The 26775-nt window shown below is 73.3% G+C and carries 24 protein-coding genes, 1 tRNA gene and 1 pseudogene; 14 read left to right on the top strand and 12 right to left on the bottom strand.

Going from position 1 to position 26775, the window contains the following annotated elements:
• Positions 1-81 precede the first annotated feature (81 nt).
• The 3 genes and pseudogenes from AC1WTP_RS27790 (at position 82) to AC1WTP_RS27780 (ending at position 3048) form a co-directional block, all read left to right on the top strand.
• Positions 82-1637 (top strand): annotated as a pseudogene (locus AC1WTP_RS27790) (replication initiator).
• A complete protein-coding gene (locus AC1WTP_RS27785) occupies positions 1634-1831 on the top strand; it encodes an excisionase family DNA-binding protein (RefSeq protein ID WP_481652198.1) in 198 nt (65 codons plus the stop codon). Before AC1WTP_RS27790 ends, AC1WTP_RS27785 begins: the two are co-directional and overlap by 4 nt.
• Positions 1831-3048: a tyrosine-type recombinase/integrase gene (locus AC1WTP_RS27780; RefSeq protein ID WP_481652197.1), complete on the top strand. Its 1218-nt coding sequence runs from the start codon at positions 1831-1833 to the stop codon at positions 3046-3048. Before AC1WTP_RS27785 ends, AC1WTP_RS27780 begins: the two co-directional genes overlap by 1 nt.
• A gap of 67 nt (positions 3049-3115) precedes the next feature.
• Here the strand turns inward: AC1WTP_RS27780 and AC1WTP_RS27775 are convergent, their stop codons facing one another.
• From AC1WTP_RS27775 to AC1WTP_RS27765, 3 genes are all read right to left on the bottom strand, one after another.
• Positions 3116-3685, bottom strand: a complete 570-nt coding sequence (locus AC1WTP_RS27775) for a hypothetical protein (RefSeq protein WP_481652196.1) — start codon at positions 3683-3685, stop codon at positions 3116-3118.
• Positions 3686-3819: 134 nt separating this feature from the next.
• Positions 3820-3891, bottom strand: a tRNA-Val gene (locus tag AC1WTP_RS27770).
• A 50-nt stretch (positions 3892-3941) separates the two neighbouring features.
• Positions 3942-4526, bottom strand: a complete 585-nt coding sequence (locus AC1WTP_RS27765; protein ID WP_481652195.1) for a TIGR02611 family protein — start codon at positions 4524-4526, stop codon at positions 3942-3944.
• A gap of 274 nt (positions 4527-4800) precedes the next feature.
• Between AC1WTP_RS27765 and AC1WTP_RS27760 the strand changes: the two genes are divergently transcribed.
• Positions 4801-5232, top strand: a complete 432-nt coding sequence (locus AC1WTP_RS27760) for an SsgA family sporulation/cell division regulator (protein WP_007457244.1) — start codon at positions 4801-4803, stop codon at positions 5230-5232.
• A gap of 104 nt (positions 5233-5336) precedes the next feature.
• On the opposite strand, the gene AC1WTP_RS27755 is transcribed toward AC1WTP_RS27760, so the two are convergent.
• A complete protein-coding gene (locus AC1WTP_RS27755; protein ID WP_481652194.1) occupies positions 5337-6113 on the bottom strand; it encodes a RhlG family 3-oxoacyl-ACP reductase in 777 nt (258 codons plus the stop codon).
• A gap of 197 nt (positions 6114-6310) precedes the next feature.
• Between AC1WTP_RS27755 and AC1WTP_RS27750 the strand changes: the two genes are divergently transcribed.
• The 3 genes from AC1WTP_RS27750 (at position 6311) to AC1WTP_RS27740 (ending at position 8274) form a co-directional block, all read left to right on the top strand.
• Positions 6311-7213, top strand: a complete 903-nt coding sequence (locus AC1WTP_RS27750) for a helix-turn-helix transcriptional regulator (RefSeq protein WP_481652193.1) — start codon at positions 6311-6313, stop codon at positions 7211-7213.
• A gap of 167 nt (positions 7214-7380) precedes the next feature.
• Positions 7381-7893 carry a GNAT family N-acetyltransferase gene (locus AC1WTP_RS27745; protein ID WP_481652192.1) on the top strand — a complete coding sequence of 171 codons (513 nt, stop codon included), beginning with the start codon at positions 7381-7383 and terminating at the stop codon, positions 7891-7893.
• Between the two features lie 201 nt (positions 7894-8094).
• Positions 8095-8274 carry a DUF4236 domain-containing protein gene (locus AC1WTP_RS27740; RefSeq protein WP_155333237.1) on the top strand — a complete coding sequence of 60 codons (180 nt, stop codon included), beginning with the start codon at positions 8095-8097 and terminating at the stop codon, positions 8272-8274.
• A gap of 64 nt (positions 8275-8338) precedes the next feature.
• On the opposite strand, the gene AC1WTP_RS27735 is transcribed toward AC1WTP_RS27740, so the two are convergent.
• Complete coding sequence (locus AC1WTP_RS27735; RefSeq protein WP_481652191.1) at positions 8339-9226, bottom strand: hypothetical protein; 888 nt, start codon at positions 9224-9226, stop codon at positions 8339-8341.
• Between the two features lie 57 nt (positions 9227-9283).
• Positions 9284-9805, bottom strand: coding sequence for a VOC family protein (locus tag AC1WTP_RS27730; RefSeq protein ID WP_481652190.1), 522 nt, complete (start codon positions 9803-9805; stop codon positions 9284-9286).
• A 49-nt stretch (positions 9806-9854) separates the two neighbouring features.
• Here AC1WTP_RS27730 and AC1WTP_RS27725 point away from each other — a divergent pair, with 49 nt between their 5' ends.
• Both AC1WTP_RS27725 and AC1WTP_RS27720 read left to right on the top strand, forming a co-directional pair.
• On the top strand, positions 9855-10316 hold the full coding sequence (locus AC1WTP_RS27725) for a MarR family winged helix-turn-helix transcriptional regulator (protein ID WP_481652189.1): 462 nt from the start codon (positions 9855-9857) through the stop codon (positions 10314-10316).
• A 57-nt stretch (positions 10317-10373) separates the two neighbouring features.
• Complete coding sequence (locus tag AC1WTP_RS27720) at positions 10374-12074, top strand: fibronectin type III domain-containing protein (RefSeq protein WP_481652188.1); 1701 nt, start codon at positions 10374-10376, stop codon at positions 12072-12074.
• Between the two features lie 42 nt (positions 12075-12116).
• On the opposite strand, the gene AC1WTP_RS27715 is transcribed toward AC1WTP_RS27720, so the two are convergent.
• Positions 12117-13526 (bottom strand): sensor histidine kinase, encoded by a 1410-nt coding sequence (locus AC1WTP_RS27715; RefSeq protein ID WP_481652226.1) that lies wholly within the window; start codon positions 13524-13526, stop codon positions 12117-12119.
• Between the two features lie 59 nt (positions 13527-13585).
• Positions 13586-14242, bottom strand: a complete 657-nt coding sequence (locus tag AC1WTP_RS27710; protein WP_481652187.1) for a response regulator transcription factor — start codon at positions 14240-14242, stop codon at positions 13586-13588.
• A gap of 96 nt (positions 14243-14338) precedes the next feature.
• On the opposite strand from AC1WTP_RS27710, the gene AC1WTP_RS27705 reads away from it, so the two are divergent.
• Entirely contained in the window at positions 14339-15430 is a 1092-nt protein-coding gene (locus tag AC1WTP_RS27705; protein WP_481652186.1) for a LolA family protein, read from the top strand.
• Positions 15431-15683: 253 nt separating this feature from the next.
• Positions 15684-17906 carry a HelD family protein gene (locus AC1WTP_RS27700; RefSeq protein ID WP_481652225.1) on the top strand — a complete coding sequence of 741 codons (2223 nt, stop codon included), beginning with the start codon at positions 15684-15686 and terminating at the stop codon, positions 17904-17906.
• Between the two features lie 99 nt (positions 17907-18005).
• On the opposite strand, the gene AC1WTP_RS27695 is transcribed toward AC1WTP_RS27700, so the two are convergent.
• Positions 18006-18413: a hypothetical protein gene (locus tag AC1WTP_RS27695; RefSeq protein ID WP_447139184.1), complete on the bottom strand. Its 408-nt coding sequence runs from the start codon at positions 18411-18413 to the stop codon at positions 18006-18008.
• A gap of 173 nt (positions 18414-18586) precedes the next feature.
• Here AC1WTP_RS27695 and AC1WTP_RS27690 point away from each other — a divergent pair, with 173 nt between their 5' ends.
• Both AC1WTP_RS27690 and AC1WTP_RS27685 read left to right on the top strand, forming a co-directional pair.
• The gene (locus AC1WTP_RS27690) at positions 18587-20629 is read left to right on the top strand and encodes a glycerophosphodiester phosphodiesterase family protein (RefSeq protein WP_481652185.1); all 2043 of its coding nucleotides are present in this window, start codon (positions 18587-18589) and stop codon (positions 20627-20629) included.
• 198 nt (positions 20630-20827) lie between these two features.
• Positions 20828-21205, top strand: a complete 378-nt coding sequence (locus tag AC1WTP_RS27685) for a hypothetical protein (protein WP_481652184.1) — start codon at positions 20828-20830, stop codon at positions 21203-21205.
• Positions 21206-21273: 68 nt separating this feature from the next.
• On the opposite strand, the gene AC1WTP_RS27680 is transcribed toward AC1WTP_RS27685, so the two are convergent.
• The 3 genes from AC1WTP_RS27680 to AC1WTP_RS27670 form a co-directional block, all read right to left on the bottom strand.
• Positions 21274-22224: a sporulation protein gene (locus AC1WTP_RS27680; RefSeq protein ID WP_481652183.1), complete on the bottom strand. Its 951-nt coding sequence runs from the start codon at positions 22222-22224 to the stop codon at positions 21274-21276.
• 102 nt (positions 22225-22326) lie between these two features.
• Positions 22327-23103 carry a DeoR/GlpR family DNA-binding transcription regulator gene (locus AC1WTP_RS27675; protein ID WP_481652182.1) on the bottom strand — a complete coding sequence of 259 codons (777 nt, stop codon included), beginning with the start codon at positions 23101-23103 and terminating at the stop codon, positions 22327-22329.
• 37 nt (positions 23104-23140) lie between these two features.
• The gene (locus tag AC1WTP_RS27670) at positions 23141-25144 is read right to left on the bottom strand and encodes a beta-galactosidase (protein WP_481652181.1); all 2004 of its coding nucleotides are present in this window, start codon (positions 25142-25144) and stop codon (positions 23141-23143) included.
• 280 nt (positions 25145-25424) lie between these two features.
• Here AC1WTP_RS27670 and AC1WTP_RS27665 point away from each other — a divergent pair, with 280 nt between their 5' ends.
• On the top strand, positions 25425-26753 hold the full coding sequence (locus AC1WTP_RS27665) for an ABC transporter substrate-binding protein (RefSeq protein WP_481652180.1): 1329 nt from the start codon (positions 25425-25427) through the stop codon (positions 26751-26753).
• The last annotated feature ends 22 nt before the right edge of the window (positions 26754-26775 follow it).

Raw genomic sequence — 26775 nt, 5'->3', positions numbered from 1 at the left:
CGACGAACACCACCAGCGGACATGCGTCCACGGCTGGTGGTGCTTCGTCTTCCGTCCCTGCCACCTGCTGAGGAGGAAGTCCTGTCCACCCCGCTCGACCTGTACCGCCCCGGTCTCGCCGTCGGCCGTGACGCCCAGGTCCTGTACCGCGCTGCCTCGCCGGAGTTCTCCGGCTGGCTGGAGCACACCCGCCCCGCCGGCGGCTGTGCTCGCCCGATCCGCCTCACCGGCACCATCGCCGCCGTCGACCGGAACACCGGCCGCATCACCGGGCGGCTGCACACCGACGAGCTGCCCGACCGCACGCTGTACAAGGCGTGTGGCAACCGCCGCGAATCGGTGTGCACGGACTGCGCCTGGGTCTACCAGGGCGACGCCTACCAAGTCGTCTGTCGCGGTCTGACCGGCGGCAAGGGCGTCCCCGCCTCGGTCGGCCGACACCCCGTTGTTTTTGCCACCTTCACCGCCCCGTCCTTCGGCCCGGTCCACCACCGGCACATCCCGCGCCACACCTGCCGCAACCGGCAGCGCTGCGACTGCCGCCCCGCGCCCTGCCGCGCCCGCAGCAACGCCGGCACCTGCCCGCACGGGCAGCCCGCAGGGTGCTTCGCCCGTCACGACGCCGACGATCCGCGGCTCGGCCGCCCGTTGTGCCTCGACTGCTACGACCACGCCCACCAGGTCGTCTGGAACTACTTCTCCGGCGAGCTGTGGCGGCGCACCAAACAGGCCGCCGACCGCCGCCTCGCCGCCGTCTGCCGCAAGCGCGGCATCCCCTTCGTCCAGGTCGTCACCGCCTCGGGCAACGTCCGCTGGGTGCCGCCCGTGCGGGTGTCGCACGGCAAGGTCGCCGAGATGCAGCGCCGGGCCGCCGTGCACTTCCACGTCCTGCTGCGCCTCGACGGCGTCGACCCCGACGACCCGGACGCGCTCGTGCCGCCACCGGCCGGAATCACCGTCGACGACCTGGAAGACGCGATCCACGTCGCCGCCCGGCAGATCACCGTCACCACGTCCCCGCACCCCGACCAGCCCGAAGGCTGGCTGATCGCCTGGGGTGAGCAGGTCGACGTGCGGCGCATCAACACCGCTGGCGGTGAGGCAAGGTGGCCGCCTACCTCGCCAAGTACGCCACCAAGGCCACCGAAGCCACGGGCCACTCGTCCGCCCGGCTCACCCCTGCCACGATCGACGACAACGCCGATCCCGAAGGTGACCACCTCGCCCGCCTCATCGGCGCCTGCTGGCACCTCGGCCGCCCCGCCCCCACCGACACCAGTAGAGGCGCCGCAACCGCCAACGACCGTCAAGACAGCCTTGACGTCAAACCCAACGTCTACGGCGGCCTGCGCCGCTGGGCACACATGCTCGGCTTCGGCGGCCACTTCCTCACCAAAGCCCGCCGCTACTCCGTCACCTTCGGCCTGCTCCGGGACACCCGCGCCACCCACCGCCGTACCGAGGACGACCAGGCCGACACGATCACCGTCGGCACCCTCACCTACATCGGGTCCGGCTGGCTCACGGGCGGCGACGCCCTGCTCGCCAACACCGCCGCCCGGCAGCGACGCGAGAGCAGACGCATCGGCCGGGAAGAACTGGCCCATGAAGCCTGGCTCACCGGAGCCGCCGCATGACCCACGACCTCCGCCCCCGCTGGTACTCGCCCGCAGAGGTCGCCGTGCTGCTCGGCTTCGGCATCTCCAAGGTCAAGATGAAGATCGCCACCGGTGAGCTGCGCTCCATCAAGGACGGCAAGTACCGCCGCATCCTCCCCGAATGGGTCGACGACTACATCCGCGACCAGATCGAACGTGAGGAGGCCGCCTGATGCCCGGACGCGCACGAGCCAACGGCGAAGGCTCCATCTTCCCCTACCGCAACGGCTTCGCCGGCTACGTCTGGGTCACCAAGCCGGACGGCAAGCGCACCCGTAAGTACGTCTACGGCAAGACCCGGGATGCGGTCCACGACAAGTGGATCAAGCTGCACCAGCAGGCGAAGCAGGGACCGGTGGCGACCAGCGTCCCCACGGTCGGCAGCTTCCTCGACTGGTGGCTGGCCGAGATCATTCAGCCGAACCGGGCACCGTTGACCTACGCCACCTATGAGACGTTCGTCCGGCGGTACATCGCCCCCGGCCTCGGGGCCAAGCGACTCGACCGGCTCCAGTCGCGGGACGTGCAGACGTGGATCAACCAGGTGGCCCGGACCTGCCAGTGCTGCGCCCAGGGCAAGGACGCGGCCCGGCCGAAGGACAAGAGGCGCTGCTGCGCTGTCGGTCGCTGCTGCCATGCGATCCCGTCGACGCGCACGGTCAGCGACATCCGGGCCGCGCTGAGAGCCGCCCTCACCCATGCCCAGGCCGAAGACCTCATCGCCAAGAACCCGGCCGTGCCGGTCACCCTGGCCACGGTCCGTCGCCGCCGGGGCAGGTCGTGGTCAAGTGACGAGGCCCGCAAGTTCCTCGAATCGGCCCGGGCCGACGAGGACCCGCTCTACGCGGCCTACGCCCTGGTCCTCGTCGTCGGGCTACGCAAGGGCGAGGCGCTGGGACTCACCTGGGAGGACATCGACCTCGACGCCGGAGAGCTGACCGTCGGCCGCCAACTGCAACGCGTCCGCGGGCAGCTCCTTCACCGCGACACCAAGACTCAGGCGTCCGACGCCACCCTTCCCCTGCCCGACATCTGCCTGACGGCCCTCAAGCTACGCAGCGAACAACGCGACGAGGCACGAGCAGCCGCCGGGGCATGGCACGAAAACGATCTCGTATTCACCACGCGCTACGGCACACCGATCGAGCCGCGCAACTTCCAGCGGTCCTGGCAAACGCGGTGCGACAGAGCAGGGGTCCGCCCGATTACCGTCCACGACGCAAGGCGCACCTGCGCGACTCTCCTGGCCGACCTGGACGTGCATCCGAGAGTCGCCATGCAGGTCCTCCGGCACGCCCGCTTCTCGGTAACGATGGAGATCTACACCCAGGTCTCGTCCAAGGCGACGCGGGATGCCCTCAAGCGCCTCGGCGACTCGCTCGGCATCTGACCGAGACGGACAGAGACGGGTACTGGTTCAGTTCTCGCGGTTCGGGTCGCCGAGAACGTCCCACTCCTCAGGTGCTGGGAAACGGCTGCCAGTACGGCAGATAGAACGGTCGCCACGTCGAAGTGGCCATCGAAAAGGACTCCAGCTCCGGGTCCGCGAGCATGCGGTATACGAACTCCGTCATGGACATGTCGAACCGGTGCCACGGGTGGGGCGGGTCGTGCCGGGCGACCACGGGCCAACGATCAGACTCCACCGAACGGTCCGCCAGCCAGAAGTACTGACCCCCGGACGAGTCGTGACCCCATTCGATCAGCCCGGACCCCTTGTCGGGCCCGTACAGATCGTGCGGGGCGTACAAGCGCGCGGCAGGATCGTCCTGCTCGCTCACCCAACGCCGGCTGGAGTTCCACCACCCGAGCAGCGAAGTCGAATCGTGATCGTCGGTCGGTCGCAGCAGGTCAAGGACCCCCATGAACAGGCCCGGCACGAACCGCCGGCACAACTCCTTGAAGTCGCTAGGCAGCGTGACGCCGAGCTCGGCCTCCGCCTGCTCCCAGCCGGCCCCGCCCTCAGGCTCGTGGTGCCATCCGGTCACGTCGATGATCCGGTCGATCCACGACAGCTGATCGTTCACGGCCGGCAAAGTAACAGCACAGGCCGACATCACCTCGCCTGGTCGTCACCGCCCGCTGACCGCTGCTGTACCTCGCTGCTGTACGGGCAGCAAAAAGGCCATCCCCGACGACCGGGAATGGCCTTTGACCTGCGTGGGCGATACTGGGATCGAACCAGTGACCTCTTCGGTGTGAACGAAGCGCTCTCCCGCTGAGCTAATCGCCCTCAGCGCGGATGACTGTACCTGATCCTCTCCCCCTGCCGCGAATCCGGGGTCAGTGCGTCGCGAGGTAGTGCAGCGCCCGAGCGACGAGGTCGATGCCGAGGCTGTACTTGAGCGACAGCCAGACCACCGTGGCGACGAAGACCAGGCCCACCGAGCCGAGCAGGAAGCGCACGCCCAGTGACCGGTCCTTCACCCACTGCGTCCAGTTGTGCACGTGTCGCCGGGTGAAGCCGAGCAGCCGGCGGGCCCAGTGGAACTCCACGGCCCAGATGCCCAGCCCGGCGATCACCAGCAGCCAGCCGGGCCCGGGCAGCGGGATGAGGGCGATGCCGATGGTGACCACGAGGGCGCCGGCGACGGCGATGAAGATCTTGAGGGCGACCCGGCCGGTCGGGTTCGCGCGGATCAGGTCCAGCGTCATGCTGACCCGCTGCCGCCAACCCGGCCGGGGCCGGCGGTCGGCCACGGCGGTGCCGCCGGCGCGCTCGGACGCCCCGCGCCCGGCCTCCGGCCGACCGTGCCGGTCGTGCTGTTCCATCGGCACCCCGTACCCCCGCTTTTCGGCTGCTCGGACCGCGACGTTCGGCGGCCGCGACGCGGCCATCGGATCCACTGAGGATCGTTTCGTGACCATTTCCACCCCCAGTGTCGCGCGGAACCGTCACCCCTTCCGACGACTGGACGTTACCGGAGTAAGTCGACGACTGAACCACCCGATGCCGGGCGGGATCACGCACTGGGCAGAACCGGAAATCCTACATGAATTCTCACATTCTGGCGGCCTTTCCGACCCCCTTCCCACCACTGGGTGAAGTCAGCGTATGGCGGAGCGTAGCCAGGAGTAGCACCTGAGTATGGGAAAAAGCGGGACACGCGCGTTCCGCAGCGGTGCCGGGGGGAGAACGTCCATGAGTGTCATCCGACCGACGACCGTAGAGGTCGAGACGTCGCTAAGGCTCGTCGCGCCTGACGCCACCGCCTTGCCGGTGCGTGCCAGCCTGCGCTACGACCCTGCTGACCCGTATGCGGTCCATGTCCTGTTCCACGCCGAATCGGCCGGCGGCGAGGCGGTGAGCTGGTCCTTCGCCCGCGAACTGCTGGTCACCGGCCTCGACGAGCCGGCCGGCATCGGCGACGTGCGGGTTTGGCCGTGGGCCACCCCGCGCGGGGACTTCGTCGCGCTGGCGCTGTCGTCACCCGACGGCAACGCCCTCTTCGAGGTGCCGCGCAGCGTCCTGGTGCGCTTCCTGCGGCGGACCTACGTCGTCGTCCCGCGCGGCCGGGAGGCCGAGCACCTGGACGTCGACACGGCGGTGAACCGGCTGCTCGCCGGCCGCTGACAAACCGGAGCAAACCGGCCAGACGGGGCCGCGCGGATCTGCCGAGTCCGCGCGGCTCCGGCTCACCCGGCCGTACGCGGGCGGCCTCCCGCCGCGGGCCGGGCTCAGCCGTGGGTGGTGATGCCGCCGTCGACCGGGATCACCGCGCCGGTCAGGTACGCGCCGGCCCGGGACGACAGGTAGATCGCGGTGCCCGCCATGTCCTCCGGCCGGCCGATGCGGCCCAGCGGCACCTGCGACTCGATGGCGGCCCGCGACTCCGGGTCGTCCAGCGCGAACGCCATCATCTTGCTCTCGAACGGCCCCGGCGCGATCGCGTTGACGGTGATCTGCTCGCCGGCCAGCTGGTGGGCCAGGCTGCGGGTGAGCATGTGCACGGCCGCCTTGGTGGCGGAGTACGCGTACACCTCCATCCAGGGCACCCGGATGCCGTCGATCGAGCCGATGTTGATCACCCGGGCCGGGTCGTCGGCACTGGCCGACGCGCGCAGCGCGGGCAGCAGCGCGGTGGTGAGCCGGAAGACGGCCTTCACGTTGACCGCCCAGAGCTTGTCGAACGCGCTCTCCGGGTACGACTCCAGCGGCGCGCCCCAGGTCGCCCCGGCGTTGTTGACCAGCACGTCGAGCCGGTCGACCCGGTCCCGGACGGCCGCGGCGAGGCCCTCGGCGCCGGCGTCGTGGCCCAGGTCGGCGGGGATCGCCTCGCAACGCCCCTCGGCGGAGAGCTCCTTGGCCACCTGCTCGCAGACGTCGGCCTTGCGGGACGAGATGATCACCCGTGCGCCGGCCCGGACGAAGCCCTGGGCGATCATCAGGCCGATCCCCCGCGAGCCACCGGTGACCAGGACCGTCTTGCCTTCGACCGAGAACAGATCCGTCATGCCCATCCCATCGCGAGTCGGCCCTACCGCTCGGTAACGTAGCCCGCCCCCGGGATCCGGACAACCCCCGCCCCACCTCGCACGGCTGACCGCACGGCACGGATCTCACGCGGGGAATGTCGGGGACCCGACGGGTGTGACGGCACTCGACGCTGTCGAGGTGCGCCGGCCGGCGCCTCGGGCTACCGTCGCAGGCGATGGTCCCTTCCGGTCAGCTCTCCCCGGCGTCGTACCCCACCGGCGCGTCCGATCCCGCCGAGATCGACACCCTCACCCTGGGTGACCTCGCCCCGGGCCCCGGCTGGCGGCGCCCGGTGCTGCTCGAGCGGGAGCTGCTCGTGCTGACCACAGGCGGACACGGCACCGCGGAGGTGGACTTCCGGGCGCTGCCCTGCCGGCCCGGCACCCTGCTGCGGATACACGCCGGGCAGGTGCTGCGCTGCGCCGGCCCGCACCTGGACGCCACGGTGGTGCGCTGGGAGGCCGACGCGCTGCGCGGGCTGGACATCGACCCGGACGCGGTGCCGACCTGGCTGCAACTGGCCGGCGAGGACGAGGACGCGGTGATCACCGAGGTCAGCCAGCTCATGGTGGACTGCCAGCGGCACTGCGGGGTGCCGGCCGCCCGCGCCCTGCTCCGCCACGAGCTCGCCGTACTGCTGCTCCGGCTGGCGCTGCTGCCCAGCGGCGGCCGACCGGCGCCGCGCGCCGAGACCGCCACCTTCCACCGGCTCTGTCGGGAGATCGAGCGCGGCTACCAGCACACCCGCCGGGTCGAGGACTACGCCGCCCGGGTCGGCTGCTCGGTGCGGACGCTCACCCGGGCCTGCCTCGCGGTCACCGGGCGCAGCGCCAAGCAGGTGGTCGACGAGCGGGTGGCCCTGCAGGCCAGCCGGCTGCTGGCCGCCACCGACGAGCCGATCGCCCGGATCGGCCGCCGCCTCGGCTTCTCCGAGCCGACGAACTTCGGCCGCTTCTTCACCCGCGAGGTCGGGGTGAGCCCGGGCGCCTTCCGGGCCGCCCGCGAGCAGCCCGTCCCCGGGCCGGTCGTGCGGCCCCGCCCGCCCGCCGACCCGCTCACGAGCACCCGCCGGGCATGATGTCCGGGTGCGGATCTCCGCACGCGGCGACCACCCGGCGGCGCTGAGCCTCGCCGCCGCGGTGCACCGGACGGTTCACGAGGTGTCCCGGCCCGGGATAACCGGTGGCCGCTTCCCGCCCACGTTCGTAGGTTGAGCGCCCCGCCCGACGCCCGGGAGCCACGCTGATGCCCACCGCCACCCTGCACACCGACCGGCTGCTGCTGGAGCGCTACCGACCCGACGACGCCGCGGCCTTCGTCGCCCTGTTCACCGACCCGGAGGCGGCCCGGTTCATGGGCGACGGCCCGCTCACCGCCGACGAGGCCGGCGCGCTCTTCGGCCGGGTGTTCAGCAAGGTGTACGCCGCGGACCTGTTCGACGTCTGGGCGGTGCGCCGCGACGGCCGCTACGTCGGGCACGCCGAGATCAAGCGGACCGACCAGGTGGCGGGGCACGAGATCATCTACGCGCTGGCCAGGCCGGCGTGGGGGGCGGGCCTCGGCACCGAGGTGGCCCGGGCCCTGGTCGGGTACGGCTTCGACACCCTCGGCCTGTCCCGGGTGTACGCGACGGTCGCCGACGCCAACCACGCCTCGCTGGCGCTGCTGGCCAAGCTCGGCTTCACCCACGAGCGGGACATCGCCGAGGACGACGGCAGCGTCACCCGGGTCCTGGCGCTCGACCGCCCGGCCGGCTGACCCACCGGCGCCCGTCGCGGCGGGCTGGTCACCTCCGCCGCCTCCGCCCGCCTCGCCCACGGGTGAACCGTCCGCGTCCGGCTCTGTCGAACAGGGACGGTCCCGGCCCTCCGGCCGCGTCCGGGCCGGGTTTTGCGAATCGCCCTTGCGGGCATGTTCGGTTCCGACACGGCAGGGAATGGTGACGAAGGGAGCGCCGCGATGGGTCTGATGTTCCGCAAGCGCAAGAAGTACGGGCCGATCATCCTCAACTTCACCGAGAACGGCTTCTCGTCCTGGAGCATCAAGATCGGTCGCTGGTCCTGGAACTCGCGGGCCAGGGCGCACCGCGTCGACCTGCCGGGCCCGCTGTCCTGGAAGCAGGACAAGTCCCGGACCTGACGTCCGGGCGTCGAGCGGGGTGCCGGTGCGACCACCGGCACCCCGCTCGGCGTCCAGGGCCGGTTCAGGCCGGCTCGACGGCGGTGACGACCACGTCGCCGCCGAGCCGGCCGTGTTCCGGGTCGCGGCGGACCGCTCCGGAGTGGAGCAGGCCGGTCAGCGCCCGGACGGCGTCGGCGGAGCGGTAGACGGTCGAGGTGAGCGCGTGCCGGCGCAGTTCGGTGACCGTACGGGGGCCGGCGCGGTGCAGCTCGGCCAGCAGTTCCCGGCGCAGCGGGCCGGGCTCGGGGTCCAGCGCGATGTCCAGCAGCCGCCCGGCGGGGTCGGCCGGGTCGCGGTAGCGGACCCCGGCGTACTCGTCGACCGCCCAGAGCGCCTCCTTGAACGCCTCCAGGCTCTTGTCCGAACCGGTGGCGAAGGCCAGCCGCCGCGCCGGTGAGCCGTCGGCCGGGACCAGGTCCACCTCGGTCACCAGCGGGAACCCGGCGGCGCCGAGCGCGGCCCGGGTCGGGGCGTCGGCGGCGGTACGCAGCAGCAGCTCGGCCGGGCGTCCGAGCGCCGCGGCGGCCAGCACGGCCGGATCCGGCGGGGTGGGGTCGTCCACGAACGACAGCGTCGGCGCGCCGGCCGCCCCGGCCGCCTTCAGCGCGACCGGCAGCCGGTCGGGTGTGCCGGGCACCAGGTGCACGGCCACCTCGGCCGGCAGCTCCGCCTCGGCGGCGCCGAGCCGGGCCGGCAGGTCCCCGCTCCCCGCGGCCAGCACCAGCACGGTGAGCCGGCGGCCGCGCAGCCGGTCGGCGTACTCGGCGACCACCCGCAGCGCGGCCTCGGCGCCTCCCGCGTCGTCCGCCGCGTACGCGACGGTGGCCCGGCGGGCGCGGTGCAGCGCCCCCGGCAGCCAGTGCTCCAGGTGTCGGACGAGCAGCTCGCGCAGGACGGCGTCGGTCGGCATGCTGACGTTCTACCGCACCGGGGCGGGCCGGCGCGGCCGGTGGGCCACCGGGTGACCTCAGGCGGGGACGGAGATGCCCACCCCGCCGCGGGTCTGGCCGCCGTAGCGCTGCCGCTCGGCGTCCAGGTCGAGCCGGCCGATCCGCTTCCGGGCGGCCAGCGCGGCGTCGTCGAGCCGGTCGGCCGGCACCAGCCAGACGATCTCGAACTCCAGGCCGTCCGGGTCCTGCCCGTAGAGGCTCTTGGTGGTGCCGTGGTCGGAGCTGCCGACCAGGGCGCCGGCGGCGGCGAGCCGCTGCGCGGTGGCGGCCAGCTCGTCGAGCGTGTCCACCTCCCAGGCCAGGTGGTAGAGGCCGACGGTGCCGCGGCCCGCGGCGGAGCGGCCGGCGCCGGCGCCGATCTCGAACAGGCCGAGGTCGTGGTCGTTGGTGGAGTCGGGCGCCTGGAGGAAGGTGGCGCCCCGGAAGCCGTCCGGGGTCATCGCCACCGGGCGGAAGCCCAGCACGTCGCGGTAGAAGGCGACGCTGCGGGCCAGGTCACTGACGTAGAGGACGGCGTGGTTGAGCCGGTGGATTCCCATGCCCCGACGCTAGCGCGATTTGGTTGAGCGTTCAACTAAACGGGGTATGATGGCCGCCATGACCCGCTGGCTGCACCCGGACGAGCAGCGCACCTGGCGTGCCTTCCTGACCGCCTCCCGGGCGCTGATGGAGACCCTCGACCGCGAGCTGCAACGCGACGCCGGGATGCCGCACGCGTACTACGAGATCCTGGTCCGGCTCTCCGAGGCGCCCCAGCGGCGGCTGCGGATGAGCGAGCTGGCCGAGGCCAGCGGCTCGTCGCGCAGCCGGCTCTCGCACGCGGTCTCCCGGATGGAGGCCGCCGGTTGGGTCCGCCGCGAGGAGTGCCCGACCGACCGGCGCGGGCAGGTCGCGTTGCTCACCGAGGAGGGCTTCGCCACCCTCGCCGCCGCCGCGCCCGGGCACGTCGAGGGGGTGCGCCAGCACCTGTTCGACGCGCTGACCCCGGCCCAGGTCGACCAGCTGCGCCGGATCAGCGAGACGCTGGTCGAGAACCTGACCGGATCCTGACCGAACCGCTCCGGCGCGGGACTTGTACTTACCGTCGTCGGTTGAGCACGATGGGGCGTGCCCTCCGGCTTCGGTGAACTGACTGATCAGGCGCACCACCTGGTGTCCGCCGGCGACCTCGCCGGCGCCCAGCGGCTGCTCGCCGACGCGCTGACCGACGCCGACCCGCGACCGGCCAACGCCACGCCCGAGCTGGCCGAGGCGGCCAGCCTGCAGGCCCGCGTGCTGGTCGCCCTCGGCGAGCCGCGCTCCGCCCGGGGCTGGGCCGCCTTCGCGTACGCCGCCACCACCCGGCTGCACGGCCGCTCCGACCAGCGCACGGTGGCCGCGGCGGCGACCCTGGCGGCGGTGCTGCACCGGGTCGGCAGCTGGTCCCGGGCCGCCCGGCTCTACCAGGAGGTCATCATCGAGCTGACCGCCCTGGACGGGCCGGAGTCGCTGCGGGTGCTCGCCGCGCACGCCGACCTGGCCACGGTGGAGTACGCCCGCGGCCAGTGCCAGGTGGCCCGGGACCGGCTCCAGGACGCCTGGGAGCTGCACCGCGAGGTGTACGGCGACGGGCACCCCAGCGGCATCAAGATGCTCGCCCGGCTCGGCGCCATGCAGCGCGACTGCGGGCAGTTCGCCGAGGCGCACGACAACCTGGCGCTGGCCCGGGAGCTGTGCCGGCAGCACCTGCCCGCGGACGATCCGCTGGCCGCGCAGGTGGCCACGCTGGCCCGGGCGGCGGCGAACCCCGACCACGTCTGCGCCGAGGCGGCCCCGGTGAGCCGGGAGGGGCCGGTGGTGCCGTCGGCGCGCACCCCGCCGCCCGGCGACGGGCCGGCCGAACCGCACCCGCCGGAGGACTGGCACCCGTCCGACCAGCATCCGCCGGAGGACTGGCACCCCTCGACCGGCTACCACCCGCCCGAGGGCTACCACCCCTCGACCGGCTACCACCCCTCCACCGGCTACCACCCGTCGACGGGCCACCACCCGGCGGAGGGGCCCACCCCGCCGGCGGACGCCGCCGACCCGCCGGTGCCGACGCCCCGGCAGCCGGTGGACGGCCCGACCGCCGCGGCGGACCAGGGCTGGTGGCCGCCCGAGCAGACCCTGGACGACGGGCCGGGCAGCGCGGTGCCCCCGTCGGTGGTCTCGCTGGCCGACGGTCCGGTCGACGAGGTCGACGAGGCCGACGAGGCCGACGGGGTGCACCGGGTGCCCCGGCACACCGGGCCCGATCCGGCGTACCCGCCGTCACGGTTGCTGCCCGTGCCGGTGCACCGGCAACCGGGCCGGCGCACCGACCGGCTGCTGCTGCTCGTCGTCGCGGGCGTGGTCGTGGTGCTGCTCGGCACGGCGGCGGTCATCGCCGGGGTGTCCCGGGTGGACGGCGGCGGCGACCCCGCTCCCCCGGCCGCCACCGGCGGGTCGACCGCCCCGCCCACCACCGGAGCCGCGCCGGCCGCCACCGCGCCGTCCCCGGTCGCGGCGGCCCCGCCGGGCACCCCGCCCGGCGCGGTGACCCTGCGGGACAACCGGGACAACGTCGCGTTGAGCTGGACCTACCCGGCCGGCGGGGAGGGACCGGTGGTGATCTCCGGTGGCCGGGCCGGCCAGGCCCAGACCGCCTTCGCCGACCTGCCCGCCGGCACCACCACCTTCGTCGTCTACGGCCTGAACCGCAGCACCGACTACTGCTTCACGGTCGCGGTGGTCTGGTCCACCGACACGGTGGCCCGGGCCGAACAGGTCTGCACCCGCCGCCGCTGACGGCGCTCCGGCTCCGGCCGGCCGGGTCCCGCGCGCACCGGCTCAGGCCGGCTCGTCCGGCAGGGCGGGTAGCCGCAGCCGCACGCACAGCCCGGGCCCCGGCTCGGCGTCGGCCAGCTCGACCGTGCCGCCGGCCCGGCGGACCAGTTCGCGGACGATGGCCAGCCCCAGCCCGGTGCCGCCGGCGTCGCGGGCCCGGGCGTCGTCGAGCCGGGTGAACCGGTCGAAGACCCGCTCCCGGTCCGCGACCGGGATGCCCGGCCCGTCGTCGGTCACCGTGACCAGGTGGTACGCGCCCGACGCGGAGACCGCGCCGGCCCGGTCCAGTCCCGGGGTCGGCACCGGGCGGCCCGGCGCGGACCGGTCGGCCGGCGGGGCGGGGCCGGCGGCGAGCACCACCTCGGCGCGGGCGTGCCGGACGGCGTTGTCGACCAGGTTGGCCAGGATCCGGTGCAGCTCGTCCGGGTCGCCGACCGTCCAGACCGGCGCCGCCGGCGCGGCCACCCGCACCGGCGGAAACGGGTACCGGGCGGCCACCGCGGCCAGCAGCGCGCCCAGCTCCACCGGCCCGGTGGCCCGCGCCGGTGGCGCCTCGTCCAGCCGGGCCAGCAGCAGCAGGTCGTCGACGAGCCGGCTGAGCCGCTCGGTGTCGGCGAGCAGGTTCGTCGACACCGCCGTCCAGTCGGTGCGCCCGGCCAGCCGTTGCGCCACCTCCAGTTCGGTGCGGATGTTGGCCAGCGGGCTGCGCAGCTCGTGCGCCGCGTCCGCGACGAAGGCGCGCTGCCGGTTCCGGGCCGACTCCAGCCGGCCGAGCATGCCGTTGAGGGTGACCGCGAGCCGGTGGATCTCGTCCCGGGACGCGGGCACGGGCAGCCGGCCGCCGCCGTCGCGTCCGGTGATCTCCTCGGCGCCCCGGCGCAGCGCCTCCACCGGCCGCAGGGTCGCGCCGACCACCCGCCAGGCGACCACGGCGAGGCCGCCCACCAGCAGCGGGAAGCCGATCAGCAGGATGGTGCGGACCACGTGCGTGCTGTGCCGCACGTCCGCCATCGACCGGGCGACCAGCACGGTGCGCGGGTCGGCGGCGGTGCCGGCCGGCACGGCCACCACCCGGACCGGCCCGGGCAGCCCGACCCGGTCCCCCGGCACGGTCAGCCGCTGCCGGGCGTCCCGGTCGATCCGCTCCGGCCGGAGCATCGGCACCAGCCGGTCGGCGTCGATCGAGGCGGCCCGGACCCGGCCGTCGGCGTCGACCACCTGCACCCGGGTCTGACCGGCGGCCACCGGCAGCGGGTCGGGCAGCGCGTCCTCCGCGGCGAGCAGCGCGACCGCGTCGGCGGTGCGGAACGCCTCGGCGTCGACGGAGCGTTGCAGGACGAAGCGGAGCACCCCGAGCAGGACCAGCCCGCCGATCGCCAGCCCGACCGAGAGGCCGAGCACGCCGATCACCATGAGCCGGCCGCGCAGCCCGAACGCCGCCCGCAGCCGGCCGCGCAGCCGTCCGGGGTCGCTCACGTGGCGAGCCGGTAGCCGGCGCCGCGGACGGTCTCCAGCCGCTCCCGCCCGATCTTGCGCCGCAGGTAGCCGACGTAGACCTCGACCACGTTCGGCGCGGTCTCCATGCCGGCGTCCCAGACGTGGTCGAGCAGTTCGGTCTTGGAGACCACCTCGCCGGGGCGGCGCATCAGGTAGGCCAGCAGCGCGAACTCCCGGGCGGTCAGCTCCACCTCGGCGTCGGCCCGGGTCACCCGGCGCCGGGCCGGGTCGAGGGTGAGGTCGCCCACCGCGAGCACCGTCGGGCGTTCCGGGGCGCCGCGGCGCAGAAGCGCCCGCAGCCGGGCCAGCAGCACGACGTACGAGAACGGCTTGGTGAGGTAGTCGTCGGCGCCGCAGTCCAGCCCGTCGGCCTGGTCGTACTCGCCGTCCTTGGCCGAGAGCATGAGCACCGGCAGCCACCGCTCCTCGGCACGCAGCCGGCGGACCACCTCGTAGCCGGAGAGGCCGGGCAGCATGACGTCGAGGATCATCGCGTCGTAGCCGCCGTGCCGCGCCGCGTCCAGCCCGGCCGGGCCGGTCGCCGCCACGTCCACCACGAACCCCTCGGCCTGCAACCCCCGTTGCAGCGCGGAGGCCAGCCGCGACTCGTCCTCCACCACCAGCAACCGCACGGGTCAAGGGTGCCACCCTCGCACGAGGGGCCGTACCGCCGTCCTCAGCGCCCTCTCAGCGTCGACCGGGCAGGATGTGCCCAGGAGGTGCCACACATGTCCGTCCTGAAGAGCCGTCCCGTTCTGCGCTGGCTGGTCCCGGTGACCGCCGCCGCGACCGTCATCGGCGGCGGTGCCGCGATCGGCACGTTCGCCGCCCAGGCCGAGCCGAGCCTGCCGCCGCGCACGGCCGCCGAACTCCTCGTCGACCTGCAGACCTCCCGCCTGGAGGGGCTGTCCGGCACGGTGGTGCAGCGCGCCGACCTGGGCCTGCCCGCGCTGGCCGGCCTGGCCGGCGGCGAGCTGGGCAGCCTGCTGACCGGCACCCACACGCTGCGGGTCTGGCACTCCGGGCCGGACCGGCAGCGGGTCGCGCTGCTGGACACCCTCGGCGAGAAGGACGTCATCCGCAACGGCCGGGACGTCTGGACCTGGGACAGCCGGAGCAACACCGCCACCCACCGGACCCTGCCCGAGGGCACCGACGAGCCGGCGGCGCCCGAGCTGCCGGCCACCCCGCAGGAGGCGGCCGACCGGGCCCTGGCGGCGATCGACCCGAGCACCGAGGTGAGCGTCGGCCGCTCCGCCACGGTGGCCGGGCGGGACGCGTACGAGCTGGTGCTCGCGCCGCGGGACGCGGCGTCGCTGGTGCACCAGGTGCGGATCGCCATCGACGCCCGGGAGCACGTGCCGCTGCGCTTCGAGGTCTTCGCCGACGGCAGCGACCAGCCGGCGTTCGAGATGGCGTTCACCCAGGTGGACTACGCCCGGCCCGACCCGGACCAGTTCGCGTTCAACCCGCCGCCCGGGGTGAAGGTCACCGAGGAGTCGGCGGAGCGGCCGAAGGGCGCGCACCGGGACGAGCGGCCCGCGGGCGAGCGGCCGCAGGTGCGTACGGTCGGCGAGGGCTGGACCACCGTGGTGGTCGCCCGGCTCGACGGCCCGGCCAGGGGCGGCGCCGGCAAGCCGGACGCGGCCCCGGCGGGCGAGGTCGCCGGCGTGCTGGACGCGCTGGAGAAGGTCAGCGGCGACTGGGGCAGCGGGCGGCTGCTGACCGGGAAGCTGTTCAGCGTGCTGCTCACCGACGACGGCCGGCTGCTCGCCGGCGCGGTCACCCCGGAACGGCTCTACCAGGTGGCGAAGGGCTGAACCGGCGCCGGTCGGGGGCTCGCGGTCGCGGGCCCCCGACCGGCCTGACCGGAACGGCGGCGCGGGCCCGAAGCGCTTGGTCCGGCGGACCGGCGCGCGGTATCTTTCTCAGTTCAAACACAAAAAGAACGGCTCAGAAAGCCGTTCCGGGGAAGATACTAACTAATTGGGAGACGGCTTGTCAAGGCACTCCGGCGATTCCGGTGAATTGCAGCCCGACGACGAGATCGGTCGCGAGCAGGAGTACGTCTCGATGCTCTACCGCCGGCTGGACGGGCTGCGCGAGCAGGCCTCCCGGCGGCTGACCGAGGAACTGCGCGCGACCGGCGGCACGTTGCAGGCCCGTTCCCAGCGCGACGGCGCGGTGCGGATGTACGCCGAACAGGTGGAGCAGTTCTCCGCGGTGGAGAACGGCCTCTGCTTCGGCCGGCTGGACACCGACGACGGCGCCCGGCACTACATCGGCCGGATCGGCATCTTCGACACCAGCGGTGACTACGACCCGCTGCTGATGGACTGGCGGGCGCCGGCCGCCCGCGCCTTCTACCTCGCCACCGCCGCCAACCCCCAGGGCGTACGGCGGCGCCGGCACCTGCGCACCCGGGAGCGCAAGGTGACCGCGCTCAACGACGAGGTGCTCGACCTGGCCACCGCCTCCCCCACCGCGCACGAGGAGCTGACCGGGGAGGCCTCGCTGCTCGCCGCGCTCAACGCCGGCCGGACCGGGCGGATGCGCGACATCGTGGAGACCATCCAGGCCGAGCAGGACCGGATCATCCGGGCCGACCTGCCCGGCGTGCTGGTGGTCCAGGGCGGGCCGGGCACCGGCAAGACCGCGGTCGCGCTGCACCGGGCCGCGTACCTGCTCTACACCCACCGCCGGGAACTCTCCACCCGCGGCGTGCTGCTGGTCGGCCCGAACGCGACGTTCCTGCGCTACATCTCCCAGGTGCTGCCCGCGTTGGCCGAGACCGGCGTGCTGCTGCGCACCCAGGGCGACCTCTTTCCCGGGGTGAGCGCCCGGCGCGCCGAGAGCGCCGAGGCCGCCGCGCTCAAGGGCCGGCTGGTGATGACCGAGGTGCTCGCCGCCGCGGTGCGGGACCGGCAGTGGGTGCCCGACGAGCCGCTGGAGATCGAGCTTCCGCAGCAGGAGGTCCTCCGGCTCGACCCGGAGACCGTCCGCGCCGCCCGGGAGCGGGCCCGCCGTTCCGGGCGGCCGCACAACCTGGCTCGGGCGCTCTTCGACATCGAGATCGTGCACGCGCTGGCCGACCAGGTCGCCGAGCGGATCGGCGCCGACCCGCTCGGCGGGGAGAACCTGCTCGACGAGGCCGACGTCGCGGAGATCCGCCGGGAGCTGCGCGAGGAGCCCGAGGTGCGAGCCGTGCTGGACCGGCTCTGGCCGGTGCTCACCCCGCAGCGGCTGCTCGCCGACCTGTACGCCTCGACCGAGCGGATCGCCACCGCCGCGCCGATGCTCACCGACGCCGAGCGGGCCCTGCTGCACCGGGAGCCGGGCGGCTGGACGCCGGCCGACGTGCCGCTGCTGGACGAGGCGGCCGAGCTGCTCGGCGAGGACGAGCGGGCCGCGACGGCGCGCCGGGAGCGGATCCGGGCGCTGCAACGCGAGTACGCCGAGGGCGTGCTGGAGATCGCCCGGGGTTCCCGGTCGATCGACGTGGAGGACGAGGCCGAGGGCGGTGAGATCCTCGGCGTGACCGACCTGCTGGACGCCGACCGGCTGCTGGAGCGGCAGGAGGAGGTCGACCGGCTGACCACCGCGCAGCGGGCCGCCGCCGACCGGAGCTGGGCGTTCGGGCACGTCATCGTGGACGAGGCGCAGGAGCTGTCGCCGATGGCGTGGCGGCTGCTGATGCGTCGCTGCCCGAGCCGGTCGATGACCATCGTCGGGGACGTGGCGCAGACCGGCGCGCTGGCCGGCACGCCGTCCTGGGCCGACGCGCTGGAGCCGTACGTGGCGCAGCGCTGGCGGCTGGAGGAGCTGACCGTCAGCTACCGCACCCCGGCCGAGATCATGGCGGTCGCCGCGGACGTGCTGGCCGAGATCGATCCGGCGCTGCGCCCACCCCGCTCCGTACGGGAGAGCGGGCACCCGCCGTGGGACCGGGCGGTGCCGCCGGCGCGGCTGGCGGCGGAGCTGGTCGACGCGGCGGGCCGGGAGGCCGCCGGGCTGGCCGACGGCCGGCTCGGGGTGATCGTGCCGGCCGGCCGGGTGGCCGAACTCGGCGCCGCGGTCACCGCCGCGCTGCCGGAGGCGGCCGTGGGCGAGCACCCGGAGCTGGAGAGCCGGGTGGTGGTGCTGACCGTCGCCCAGGCCAAGGGCCTGGAGTTCGACTGCGTCCTGGTGGTGGACCCCGACCGCATCGTCGCCGAGTCCCCCCGCGGCCGCAGCGACCTCTACGTAGCCCTCACCCGCGCCACCCAACGCCTAAACATCCTCCGCCCCACCCCCTAACCTCGCCATCCGGCCCGTCCGGCGTGTTGATCATGAGGTTGGCGGCGATGTGGATCTCGTCCACTGCCGCCAACCTCATGATCAACGGGCTTACCGCGGCTATTCGGTGGTGGAGTTGCCGGGCCCGGTGGCGATGGTGGACTGGTCGCTGGTGGAGCCGCCGGTCGGGGTGCTCAGGCCGCCCGTGGTGGCGTCGCCGGTGGTGGTCGGGGCGACCTTGCCCGGGTGCCGCTCCGGCTGGCGGGCCAGCCGTCGCACGCTCGCCGGGCCGGCGGTGCCGCCGGTCGTGGTGACCGCGCCCTGACCGCGGGTGGGACCGCCGTCGCGCAGCACGTTGGCGTCCACCGGCGCGTGCGCCGGGTCGTCCGGGTCCTCGTCCTGGATCACCCGCTGCACGTCGGTGGGGGGCACCGTCACCTCGTCCAGAGCGCCCTCGCCGTACACCCCGCCGGCGATCCGCTCCTCGGCCCGCCGGGCGGCGTCCTGTCGCATGTCGTCCTCACGCACGATCCATCACCTCGCAGAAACGTCGGTCTTTCTGCGTGCCCGACGACCCGCCGGCCAAACCCCCACCGCCGGTTCACCGGGGTGTCTCCCGCCGCTCGCCTCCCGGCCGTCCCGGCTGCCCATGCTGACCGGCGGACCGGCGGGAGATCCCCGCCGGAGGGAGAGAGGACAGCGTGCGCACAGTACGCCGTACCGCCGTCGCGGCCCTGGCGGCGGCGACCGTGGCGACCGGTCTCGCGGTGCCCGCGGAGGCGAAACCGCGACCGGACCGGACATTCGACGTGCAGGCCCACCGCGGCGGCCTGGGATTACGGGTGGAGAACACCCTCGCCTCCTTCGGCAACGCCCTCCAGCTCGGGGTGAGCACCCTGGAACTGGACGTGCAGATCACCGAGGACGGGCAGGCCGTGGTCACCCACGACCGGAAGGTCAGCGGCGCCAAGTGCCTGGACACCGCACCGGTGACGCCGGGCGACCCGGAGTTCCCGTACGTCGGCAGGTACGTCAACACGCTCACCCTGGCCCAGGTGCGGACCCTGGACTGCGGGTCGAGGACGCTGCCCGACAAGCCCGGCCAGCTCGCCGTGCCGGGCGCCCGGATGCCGCTGCTGCGCGAGGTCTTCGCGCTGGTCAAGCGCTACCGGGCGGACGACGTGACGCTCAACGTGGAGACCAAGGTGGAGGCCGGCGCGCCGGCCGAGACCGCCCCGCGGGAGCAGTTCGTGCAGGTCACCGCGGCCGAGATCCGGCGCGCCGGGCTGCTGCGGCAGGTGACCGTGCAGAGCTTCGACTGGGGCGCGCTGATGCGGATGCGCCAGGTCGAGCCGCGGCTGCCGCTGGTCGCGCTGACCAACTACGACTTCCTGCAGACCGGCCGGGCGGGCGCCTCGCCGTGGCTGGGCGGGCTGGACATCGACGACTTCGGGGGCGACCCGATCCGGGCGGTCCGCAGCTTCGGCGCCGACGCGTTCTCCCCGGTGCACGGCTTCCCGCAGAACGGCACGGTCACCGACCCCGGCTACCGTCCGTACGTCACCCGGGAGCTGGTGGCGCGGGCGCACCGCTACGGCATCAAGGTGATCCCGTGGACGGTGGACGACGTGCCGACCATGGCGAAGCTCGTCGACGACGGCGTGGACGGGATCATCACCGACTACCCGGACCGGCTGCGCGGCCTGCTCGCGCAGCGCGGCCACCGGCTGCCGAAGGCGTACGCCTCGCCGTTCGACGTCCAGGCGCACCGGGGCGGCCGGGCGACCCGGCCGGAGAACACCCTGCCCGCCTTCGGGCACGCGCTGGAGAACCGGGCGATCTCCACTCTGGAGCTGGACACCGGGGTGACCGAGGACGGCGCGCTGGTGGTGCTGCACGACCGGACGGTCAACGGCTCGCACTGTGTCGACACCGCCCCGGCGCGCCCGGGTGACCCCGAGTTCCCCTACGTCGGCAGGCCGGTGCACCAGCTGACCCTGGCGCAGCTGCGGACCGTCGACTGCGGCACCAGGACCCTGCCCGAACTGCCCGCGCAGGTGCCCGCCCCGGGCGCCCGGATCCCGACCCTGGACGAGGTCTTCGCGCTGGTGAGGGCGAGCGGCCGGGACGACGTCCGGCTGAACATCGAGACGAAGCTCAGCCCGCTGGTCGACGACACCGAGCCGTACGCCAGCTTCACCCGCAAGCTGGTCACCGCGATCGAGCGGGCCGGCTTCACCGACCGCGCCACCATCCAGTCCTTCGACTGGCGGACCATCACCTACGCCCGGAAGCTGAACCGGCGGATCGGCACGGTCGCCCTGGTCTGGCAGTACGGCCCGGCCGAGTGCGCCAGCCTCGCCGACGAGTGCTCGCTCCAGGCCGCGTACGGCGACCCGTCGGTGCGCAGCCCGTGGACCGGCGGGCTGGACTGGTGGAGGTACCAGGACCTGGGCCGGCTGACCCGGGCGGTGGGCGCCGGCACCGTGTCGGCGAACTGGCAGGTGCACGACCCGGCTCAGGGCACGGTGGCGGACGCCGACTGGTACCTGCGGGAGAACCCGGCATACTTCCACGGACCGGACGTGCGGACCCTGCAGAGCCGGTACGGCCTCAAGGTGGTCCCGTACACCGTCAACGACGCCCGGGTGATGCAGCGGGTGATCGACCTCGGCGTCGACGGCGTGATCACCGACGATCCGGACCTGCTGGTCGGCGTGGCCATCCGCAACGGCCTGCGCTGACCTACCCCGCCGGTGGCGCCCGGTCCCGGCGCCACCGGCGGATCCCGGATTTCGGCCGATGTCCCGGTGTTACTGCCCCCGGAGGGTCGGGTAGTCGGGGGGTGCCCCCGCCAGGAACGCGAAACCGTGCCGTGGCCGAAACGCGGTAGCGGGGCGAGGGAATGCAGGTAACGACTCATCGCATCCGAGGAGGACAAGATGAGCACGCAGGCTGCATCCACCAGGCCGGTGAACCGGCCGCAGGCGGACGTGCAGAATCGCCCGTCGATGCAGGAGACGCCCACCCGTCCTATGCCGGCGATTCCGGACGGACGGCGGGAGGCCATGCAGGCGCCCGGCACGGAGACCAAGCCGTCGCTGCGGACCACCGAGTTCTGGGTCTACATCGCGGCGGTGATCGGTGTGCTGGCCGCCTCGCAGCTGGCCGGGAAGAACTCGGCCGGGGTGGACATCTTCCGGGCCGACAACGCCTGGTTCCTGATCACGCTGCTGACCCTGGGTTACCTCGGTAGCCGCGGTCTGGCCAAGGCCGGTAGCAACTGGCGCAGCGCCGAGGAGCGCAAGGCCCGGCACTGACCGGGTACCTTGTCACACCACTCGGTGGCCTCCGGGATCCGTCCCGGAGGCCACCGTCGTGTGTGGTGCTACTCCTCGAAACCGCCGAAGTCCGCGCCGAAGTCGCCCTCGACGGCGTCCTCGATCATCTCGCCGGCGATCATGCCGCCGGCCACGCCGAGCGCCGCCCCGGCGACCATGCCGCCCATCCCGTGCCCCCGACCGCGCGCGTGCGGCACGCCGAAGCCCTGGCCGCGCAGGCTGCCGTAGCGGGAGGTGGTCTCCCGCAGCCAGCCGTCGACCACCTGCGCCCAGTCGACCCGGTCGGCGTCGGCGTGCGGGACCCGGTAGCGGCCGAAGGCGTCGTGCCCGGCGCTGAGGAAGCCGCCGCGCTTGTCGCACTCCAGGATCACGTCCACCCCGTCCCGGCTGGTGACGAAGGTCAGCTCCACCTCGGTGACGGTCCGCGCGTACTGCGGCGCGGCGAAGAACTCGATCTCCTGGTAGAAGGGGAGCGTCTGCTGCACCCCGTGGATCCGGCCACGCTCCAGGTCGGCGTGCTTGAACCGGAACCCGAGCCGCTGGAACGCCTCCAGGATCCGCTCGTGCACCGGCAGCGGGTGCACGTTGACCTGGTCCAGGTCGCTCTTGTCCACCGCCCGGGCCACCGCCAGCTCGGTACGCAGCCCCATCGTCATGCCGCGCAGCCGCTGGCCGTAGACGTCGGTGATCGGGGTCTCCCACGGCACCGGCAACTGGAACGGGATGGCGAGCTGCTGCTTCGGGGCCAGCTGGAGCGGCCCGCTGACCGGCATCCGGTGGAACTCCATGATGCCGGCGTACTCGGTGTCGCCGCCCTCGATCTCGACCCGGGTGACCAGCCCGATCACGACCTGCTCGATGTTCGCCGGGGCGTCCCCGCCGAGCAGGTTCACCTGACCCTCCAGGGTCAGGCCCGGACGGGTGTTCGGGTTCGTCAGGACGGTGTCCACGCTGGGACCGCCCACGCCGAGCGCGCTCAACATCTTCTTGAAGACCATCGGAACTCCCGTGCGACCGGTCCCCGCTCCACCCTGGAACGGGACGCTCACGCGGGCACCCTAGCCGCCGGCCCTGTGAGGTGCCTGTGAGCCGCGCCCGGGTCAGTCCACCTCGACGACGACCAGCTCACCGACCTGTTCACCGATCGCGGCCCGCGCCTCCGGCGGCAGCCTGCCGTCGGTGATGAGCACGTCGGCGTCCTCCAGCGGGGCGATGGTGGCGATGCCGATGGTCTCCCACTTGGTGTGGTCGGCCAGCACCACCAGCCGGCGCGAGGCGTTGATCAGGCACCGGTTGACCCCCGCCTCCAGCAGGTTGGGGGTGGTGAAGCCGGTGCGGGGGCTCATCCCGTGCACGCCGAGGAAGAGCAGGTCGACGTTGAGGGCGCCGATCGCCGCCTCGGCGACCGGGCCGGTCAGCGCGTCGGACGGGGTGCGGATGCCGCCGGTCAGCACGACGGTCTGGTCGGCGCGGGGGTTCTGGTAGAGCGCGTCGGCGACTGGGATCGAGTTGGTCACCACGGTCAGGCCGCGCACGTCGGCGAGCAGGGTGGCCAGCGCGGCGGTGGTGGTGCCGGCGGAGAGCGCGATCGCCATGCCGGGCTCGACCAGGGTGGCGGCCCGCTCGGCGATGGCTCGCTTCTCGGCCTGCTGGCGGATCGACTTGGCGGCGAAGCCGGGCTCCTCGGCGGAGCCGGGGCCGGCCAGCGTCGCCCCGCCGTGCACCTTGTCGACCAGGCCCCGCTCGGCCAGCACCTCCAGGTCGCGCCGGATGGTCATGTCCGAGACGCCGAACCGGCTCACCAGGTGGCTGACCCGTACGCCGCCGCGCTGGCGGATCAGCTCCAGGATGGCGGTCTGCCGCTGTTGGGCCAGCATCTGGGTAGCCTCCTTCGCGGCCGTCACTGTACGGCCCTCACGCCGGCCGGGCGGCCCGGTCCTCGCGCACCACGGCCACCTCCCCGGCGGGTACGACCAGCTCACCGGCGCACCGCCCGCCCGTCAACAGCTCGGTGCCGGTGGCGTCGAGCCGGGCGTCCACGCCGGTGTGGTTGAGCACGAAGAGCCAGCTGCGCTCGCCGTCGCGGCGGCGGACCACCTCCACCCCGGCCGGGGCGACCGCCGCCGGGCGGACGCCGGACTCGGCCACCAGCCGGGCCACCAGCCGGTCGGTGGCCGGCTGGTCGAGCCGGGTGCCCAGGTACCAGGCGGCCCCCGCGCCGACCGGGTGCCGGGTCAGCGCCGGCACCCCCGGCAGCGGCCCGTCGGCGTACGCGGCGAGCACCTCCGCCCGCTCGGCGTGCAGCCACTCGGTCCACACGTCGGCCACCGAACCGTCGTCCAGGTGGACCCGCTCGCCTTCGCGCAGCGGGAAGAACTCCTCGGTGCGCACCCCGAGCAGGTCCCGGAACGCCCCGGGATAGCCGCCGAGCCGGATGTGGTCGTGCTCGTCGACGATGCCGCTGAAGTAGGTGACCAGGGCGGTGCCGCCGCCGGTGACGAAGGCGCGCAGCGCCGCGGCGGGCGCGTCGCGGACCAGGTAGAGCGTGGGCACCAGCACCAGGCGGTAGCCGGACAGGTCGGCCGACGGGTGCACGATGTCGGCGGTGATCCCCTGCCGCCAGAGCGCGTCGTAGAGCGCGCGGAGCCGGTCGGCGTAGCTGACGTCGACGCTGGGGTGGGAGTCCAGCTCGGCGCCCCACCACGCCTCGTAGTCGAACAGGATCGCCACCTCGGCGTCCACCCGGCTGCCGCGTACCTCGGCCAGGTTCGCCAGGTCGGCGCCGAGCCGGCACACCTCGCGGAACACCTTGGTCTCCGGCCCGGCGTGCGGGACCAGCGCCGAGTGGAACTTCTCCGCGCCGGCCCGGGAGGCCCGCCACTGGAAGAACAGCACCCCGTCGGCGCCGCGGGCGACGTACGCCAGGCTGTTGCGGCGCAGCTGCCCCGGCGTCTTGGCCACGTTGCGGGGCTGCCAGTTGACCGCGCTGGTGGAGTGCTCCATGAGCAGCCACGGCTCGCCGCCGGCGACCCCGCGGGTGTGGTCGGCCGAGAGCGCCAGCCCGACGTGGGCGTCCGGGTCGGCGGCGGTCAGGTAGTGGTCGTTGGCGACCACGTCCACGTCGGACGCCCAGGAGTGGTAGTCGAGGTACTTCACCCCGGTGCCGATCATGAAGTTGGTGGTGACCGGCTGGCGCACCAGCCGACCCAGCACGGCGCGTTCGGCACGCAGCTGGGCACGCTGCTCGTCGGAGGAGAAGCGCAGGAAGTCCAGCTGCTGGGTGGGGTTGGCGAAGGTGGGCGCGACGCGCGGCGGGTTCACCTCGGCCCAGTCGCCGTAGCGCTGGCTCCAGAAGGCGGTGGCCCAGGCGTCGTTGAGCCCGTCCAGGTCGCCGTGGCGCTCGCGCAGCCAGCGGCGGAACGCCTCGGCGCTGACGTCGCAGTAGCAGTGCACGTTGTGGCAGCCCAGCTCGTTGGAGACGTGCCACATGACCACCGCCGGGTGCTCGGCGTACCGGGTGGCGACGGCCTCGACCAGCGCGAGCGAGCGCTCGCGGAACACCGGCGAGCTGGGGCAGTACGCCTGCCGGCCGCCCGGCCAGAGCACCGCGCCGTCGGCCCGGCGGGGCAGCGTCTCCGGGTGCCGGTGGGCCAGCCAGGGCGGCGGGCTCGCGGTGGCGGTGGCCAGGTCGACCTGGATCCCGCCGGCGTGCAGCGCGTCCAGCGCCCGGTCCAGCCAGCCGAACTCGAACCGGCCCGGTTCCGGCTCCAGCAGGGCCCAGGAGAAGATGCCGACCGAGACCAGGTTGACCCCGGCGCGGCGCATCAGCTCGACGTCCTCGGCCCAGGTCTGCTCGGGCCACTGCTCGGGGTTGTAGTCGGCGCCGAAATAGATGTGGTCACCCTGCCATCGCCGCATGGGAGCAGAGCGTGCCCCGGTGGCGGCGCCAAGTCAACAGTTTCCAACATCGACAGCATTTCCAACGTTTACCTCGTAACGGGCTTGTCACGACTGGGTTATCGGCACCTCACCACCCTCTTGACAGGGCCGGAACGGCGAGTAGCTTGAGGCGCCACTGGCAGTTCGTGTTCGCCAATGTGGATTCACGGTGGATCCGGATGTGGGATCACGACGGCCGGCCCCCGCCACCACTGACGGCCCTCGGGCGCAGCGCACCTTCTCATCCGCAGGAGGCACCATGTCCCGTCCCCGATCCCACGCCGAGTACCTGGCCCGTCTCGTACCGCCCTCGGTCGCCGGCCTGAACCGCCGCTCGCTGCTCGCCGGAGCGGCCGGTGCGGGCGCGCTGGCCGGCACGGGGTTGCTCGCCGGCTGCGGCGACTCCGACTCCGGCGGGTCCGGAGGCAAGACGGTCTCGCTGGGCTCGAACGCGTCCGACCCGACGCCGAAGGACGTCCTCGCCAAGGTGTCGGGGGCCTTCAAGACCTCCTCGGGCGTCGAGGTCGCGATCAACACCGTCGACCACAACACGTTCCAGGAGAACATCAACAACTACCTGCAGGGCAAGCCGGACGACGTCTTCACCTGGTTCGCCGGCTACCGGATGCGGTTCTTCGCCGCCCGCGGCCTGGCCGGCGACGTGTCCGACGTCTGGGGCAAGCTCTCCGGCTTCTCCGAGGCCTTCAAGAAGGCCTCCACCGGCGACGACGGCAAGCAGTACTTCGTACCGTTCTCCTACTACCCGTGGGCGGTCTTCTACCGCAAGTCCGTCTGGCAGCAGCACGGCTACCAGGTGCCGAAGACCCTGGACGACCTGAGCAACCTCGGCGCGCAGATGAAGAAGGACGGCCTGGTCCCGATCGCCTTCGCCGACAAGGACGGCTGGCCGGCGATGGGCACCTTCGACATCCTCAACCTGCGGATCAACGGGTACCAGTTCCACGTCGACCTGATGGCCGGCAAGGAGGCGTGGACCTCGGACAAGGTGAAGAAGGTCTTCGACACCTGGGCCGGGCTGCTGCCGCTGCACCAGCCGGACGCCCTGGGCCGCACCTGGCAGGAGGCCGCCCAGTCGCTGCAGCAGAAGAAGAGCGGCATGTACCTGCTCGGCCTCTTCGTCGCGCAGCAGTTCAACGCCGACGAGCAGGACGACATCGACTTCTTCACCTTCCCCGAGGTCGACTCGACGATCGGGGCCAAGGCCCTCGACGCGCCGATCGACGGCTACATGCTGGCCCGCAAGCCGAAGTCCGAGGCCAACGCCAAGAAGCTGCTGGAGTACATCGGCGGCGTGGACGCGGCGAACATCGCCGTGAAGACCGACCCCGGCACCCTGGTCGCCAACACCGGCGCGGACACCAGCGGCTACACCGCCCTGCAGAAGAAGGCGGCCGAGCTGGTCGGCTCGGCCACCGAGATCGCCCAGTTCCTGGACCGGGACACCCGCCCGGACTTCGCCTCGACGGTGATCATTCCGGCCTTCCAGCAGTTCATCAAGGACCCGAAGGACATCAGCGGCCTGCTGACCAGCATCGAGAACCAGAAAAAGTCGATCTTCACCAGCTGACGGCGAGAGGGGGAGGACAACC

It is taken from the genome of Micromonospora sp. R311, assembly GCF_056780015.1.
This window is presented reverse-complemented; position numbering and strand designations above follow the sequence as displayed.

What these genes read in the sequence shown, in the direction of transcription:
- AC1WTP_RS27785 (WP_481652198.1), top strand. Translation starts at nt 1,634, where the DNA reads ATGACCCACGACCTCCGCCCCCGCTGGTACTCGCCCGCAGAGGTCGCC.
- AC1WTP_RS27780 (WP_481652197.1), top strand. Translation starts at nt 1,831, where the DNA reads ATGCCCGGACGCGCACGAGCCAACGGCGAAGGCTCCATCTTCCCCTAC.
- AC1WTP_RS27765 (WP_481652195.1), bottom strand. Translation starts at nt 4,526, where the DNA reads ATGGTCACGAAACGATCCTCAGTGGATCCGATGGCCGCGTCGCGGCCG.
- AC1WTP_RS27760 (WP_007457244.1), top strand. Translation starts at nt 4,801, where the DNA reads ATGAGTGTCATCCGACCGACGACCGTAGAGGTCGAGACGTCGCTAAGG.
- AC1WTP_RS27755 (WP_481652194.1), bottom strand. Translation starts at nt 6,113, where the DNA reads ATGACGGATCTGTTCTCGGTCGAAGGCAAGACGGTCCTGGTCACCGGT.
- AC1WTP_RS27750 (WP_481652193.1), top strand. Translation starts at nt 6,311, where the DNA reads ATGGTCCCTTCCGGTCAGCTCTCCCCGGCGTCGTACCCCACCGGCGCG.
- AC1WTP_RS27745 (WP_481652192.1), top strand. Translation starts at nt 7,381, where the DNA reads ATGCCCACCGCCACCCTGCACACCGACCGGCTGCTGCTGGAGCGCTAC.
- AC1WTP_RS27740 (WP_155333237.1), top strand. Translation starts at nt 8,095, where the DNA reads ATGGGTCTGATGTTCCGCAAGCGCAAGAAGTACGGGCCGATCATCCTC.
- AC1WTP_RS27735 (WP_481652191.1), bottom strand. Translation starts at nt 9,226, where the DNA reads ATGCCGACCGACGCCGTCCTGCGCGAGCTGCTCGTCCGACACCTGGAG.
- AC1WTP_RS27730 (WP_481652190.1), bottom strand. Translation starts at nt 9,805, where the DNA reads ATGGGAATCCACCGGCTCAACCACGCCGTCCTCTACGTCAGTGACCTG.
- AC1WTP_RS27725 (WP_481652189.1), top strand. Translation starts at nt 9,855, where the DNA reads ATGGCCGCCATGACCCGCTGGCTGCACCCGGACGAGCAGCGCACCTGG.
- AC1WTP_RS27715 (WP_481652226.1), bottom strand. Translation starts at nt 13,526, where the DNA reads ATGGTGATCGGCGTGCTCGGCCTCTCGGTCGGGCTGGCGATCGGCGGG.
- AC1WTP_RS27705 (WP_481652186.1), top strand. Translation starts at nt 14,339, where the DNA reads ATGTCCGTCCTGAAGAGCCGTCCCGTTCTGCGCTGGCTGGTCCCGGTG.
- AC1WTP_RS27700 (WP_481652225.1), top strand. Translation starts at nt 15,684, where the DNA reads ATGCTCTACCGCCGGCTGGACGGGCTGCGCGAGCAGGCCTCCCGGCGG.
- AC1WTP_RS27685 (WP_481652184.1), top strand. Translation starts at nt 20,828, where the DNA reads ATGAGCACGCAGGCTGCATCCACCAGGCCGGTGAACCGGCCGCAGGCG.
- AC1WTP_RS27680 (WP_481652183.1), bottom strand. Translation starts at nt 22,224, where the DNA reads ATGGTCTTCAAGAAGATGTTGAGCGCGCTCGGCGTGGGCGGTCCCAGC.
- AC1WTP_RS27675 (WP_481652182.1), bottom strand. Translation starts at nt 23,103, where the DNA reads ATGCTGGCCCAACAGCGGCAGACCGCCATCCTGGAGCTGATCCGCCAG.
- AC1WTP_RS27670 (WP_481652181.1), bottom strand. Translation starts at nt 25,144, where the DNA reads ATGCGGCGATGGCAGGGTGACCACATCTATTTCGGCGCCGACTACAAC.
- AC1WTP_RS27665 (WP_481652180.1), top strand. Translation starts at nt 25,425, where the DNA reads ATGTCCCGTCCCCGATCCCACGCCGAGTACCTGGCCCGTCTCGTACCG.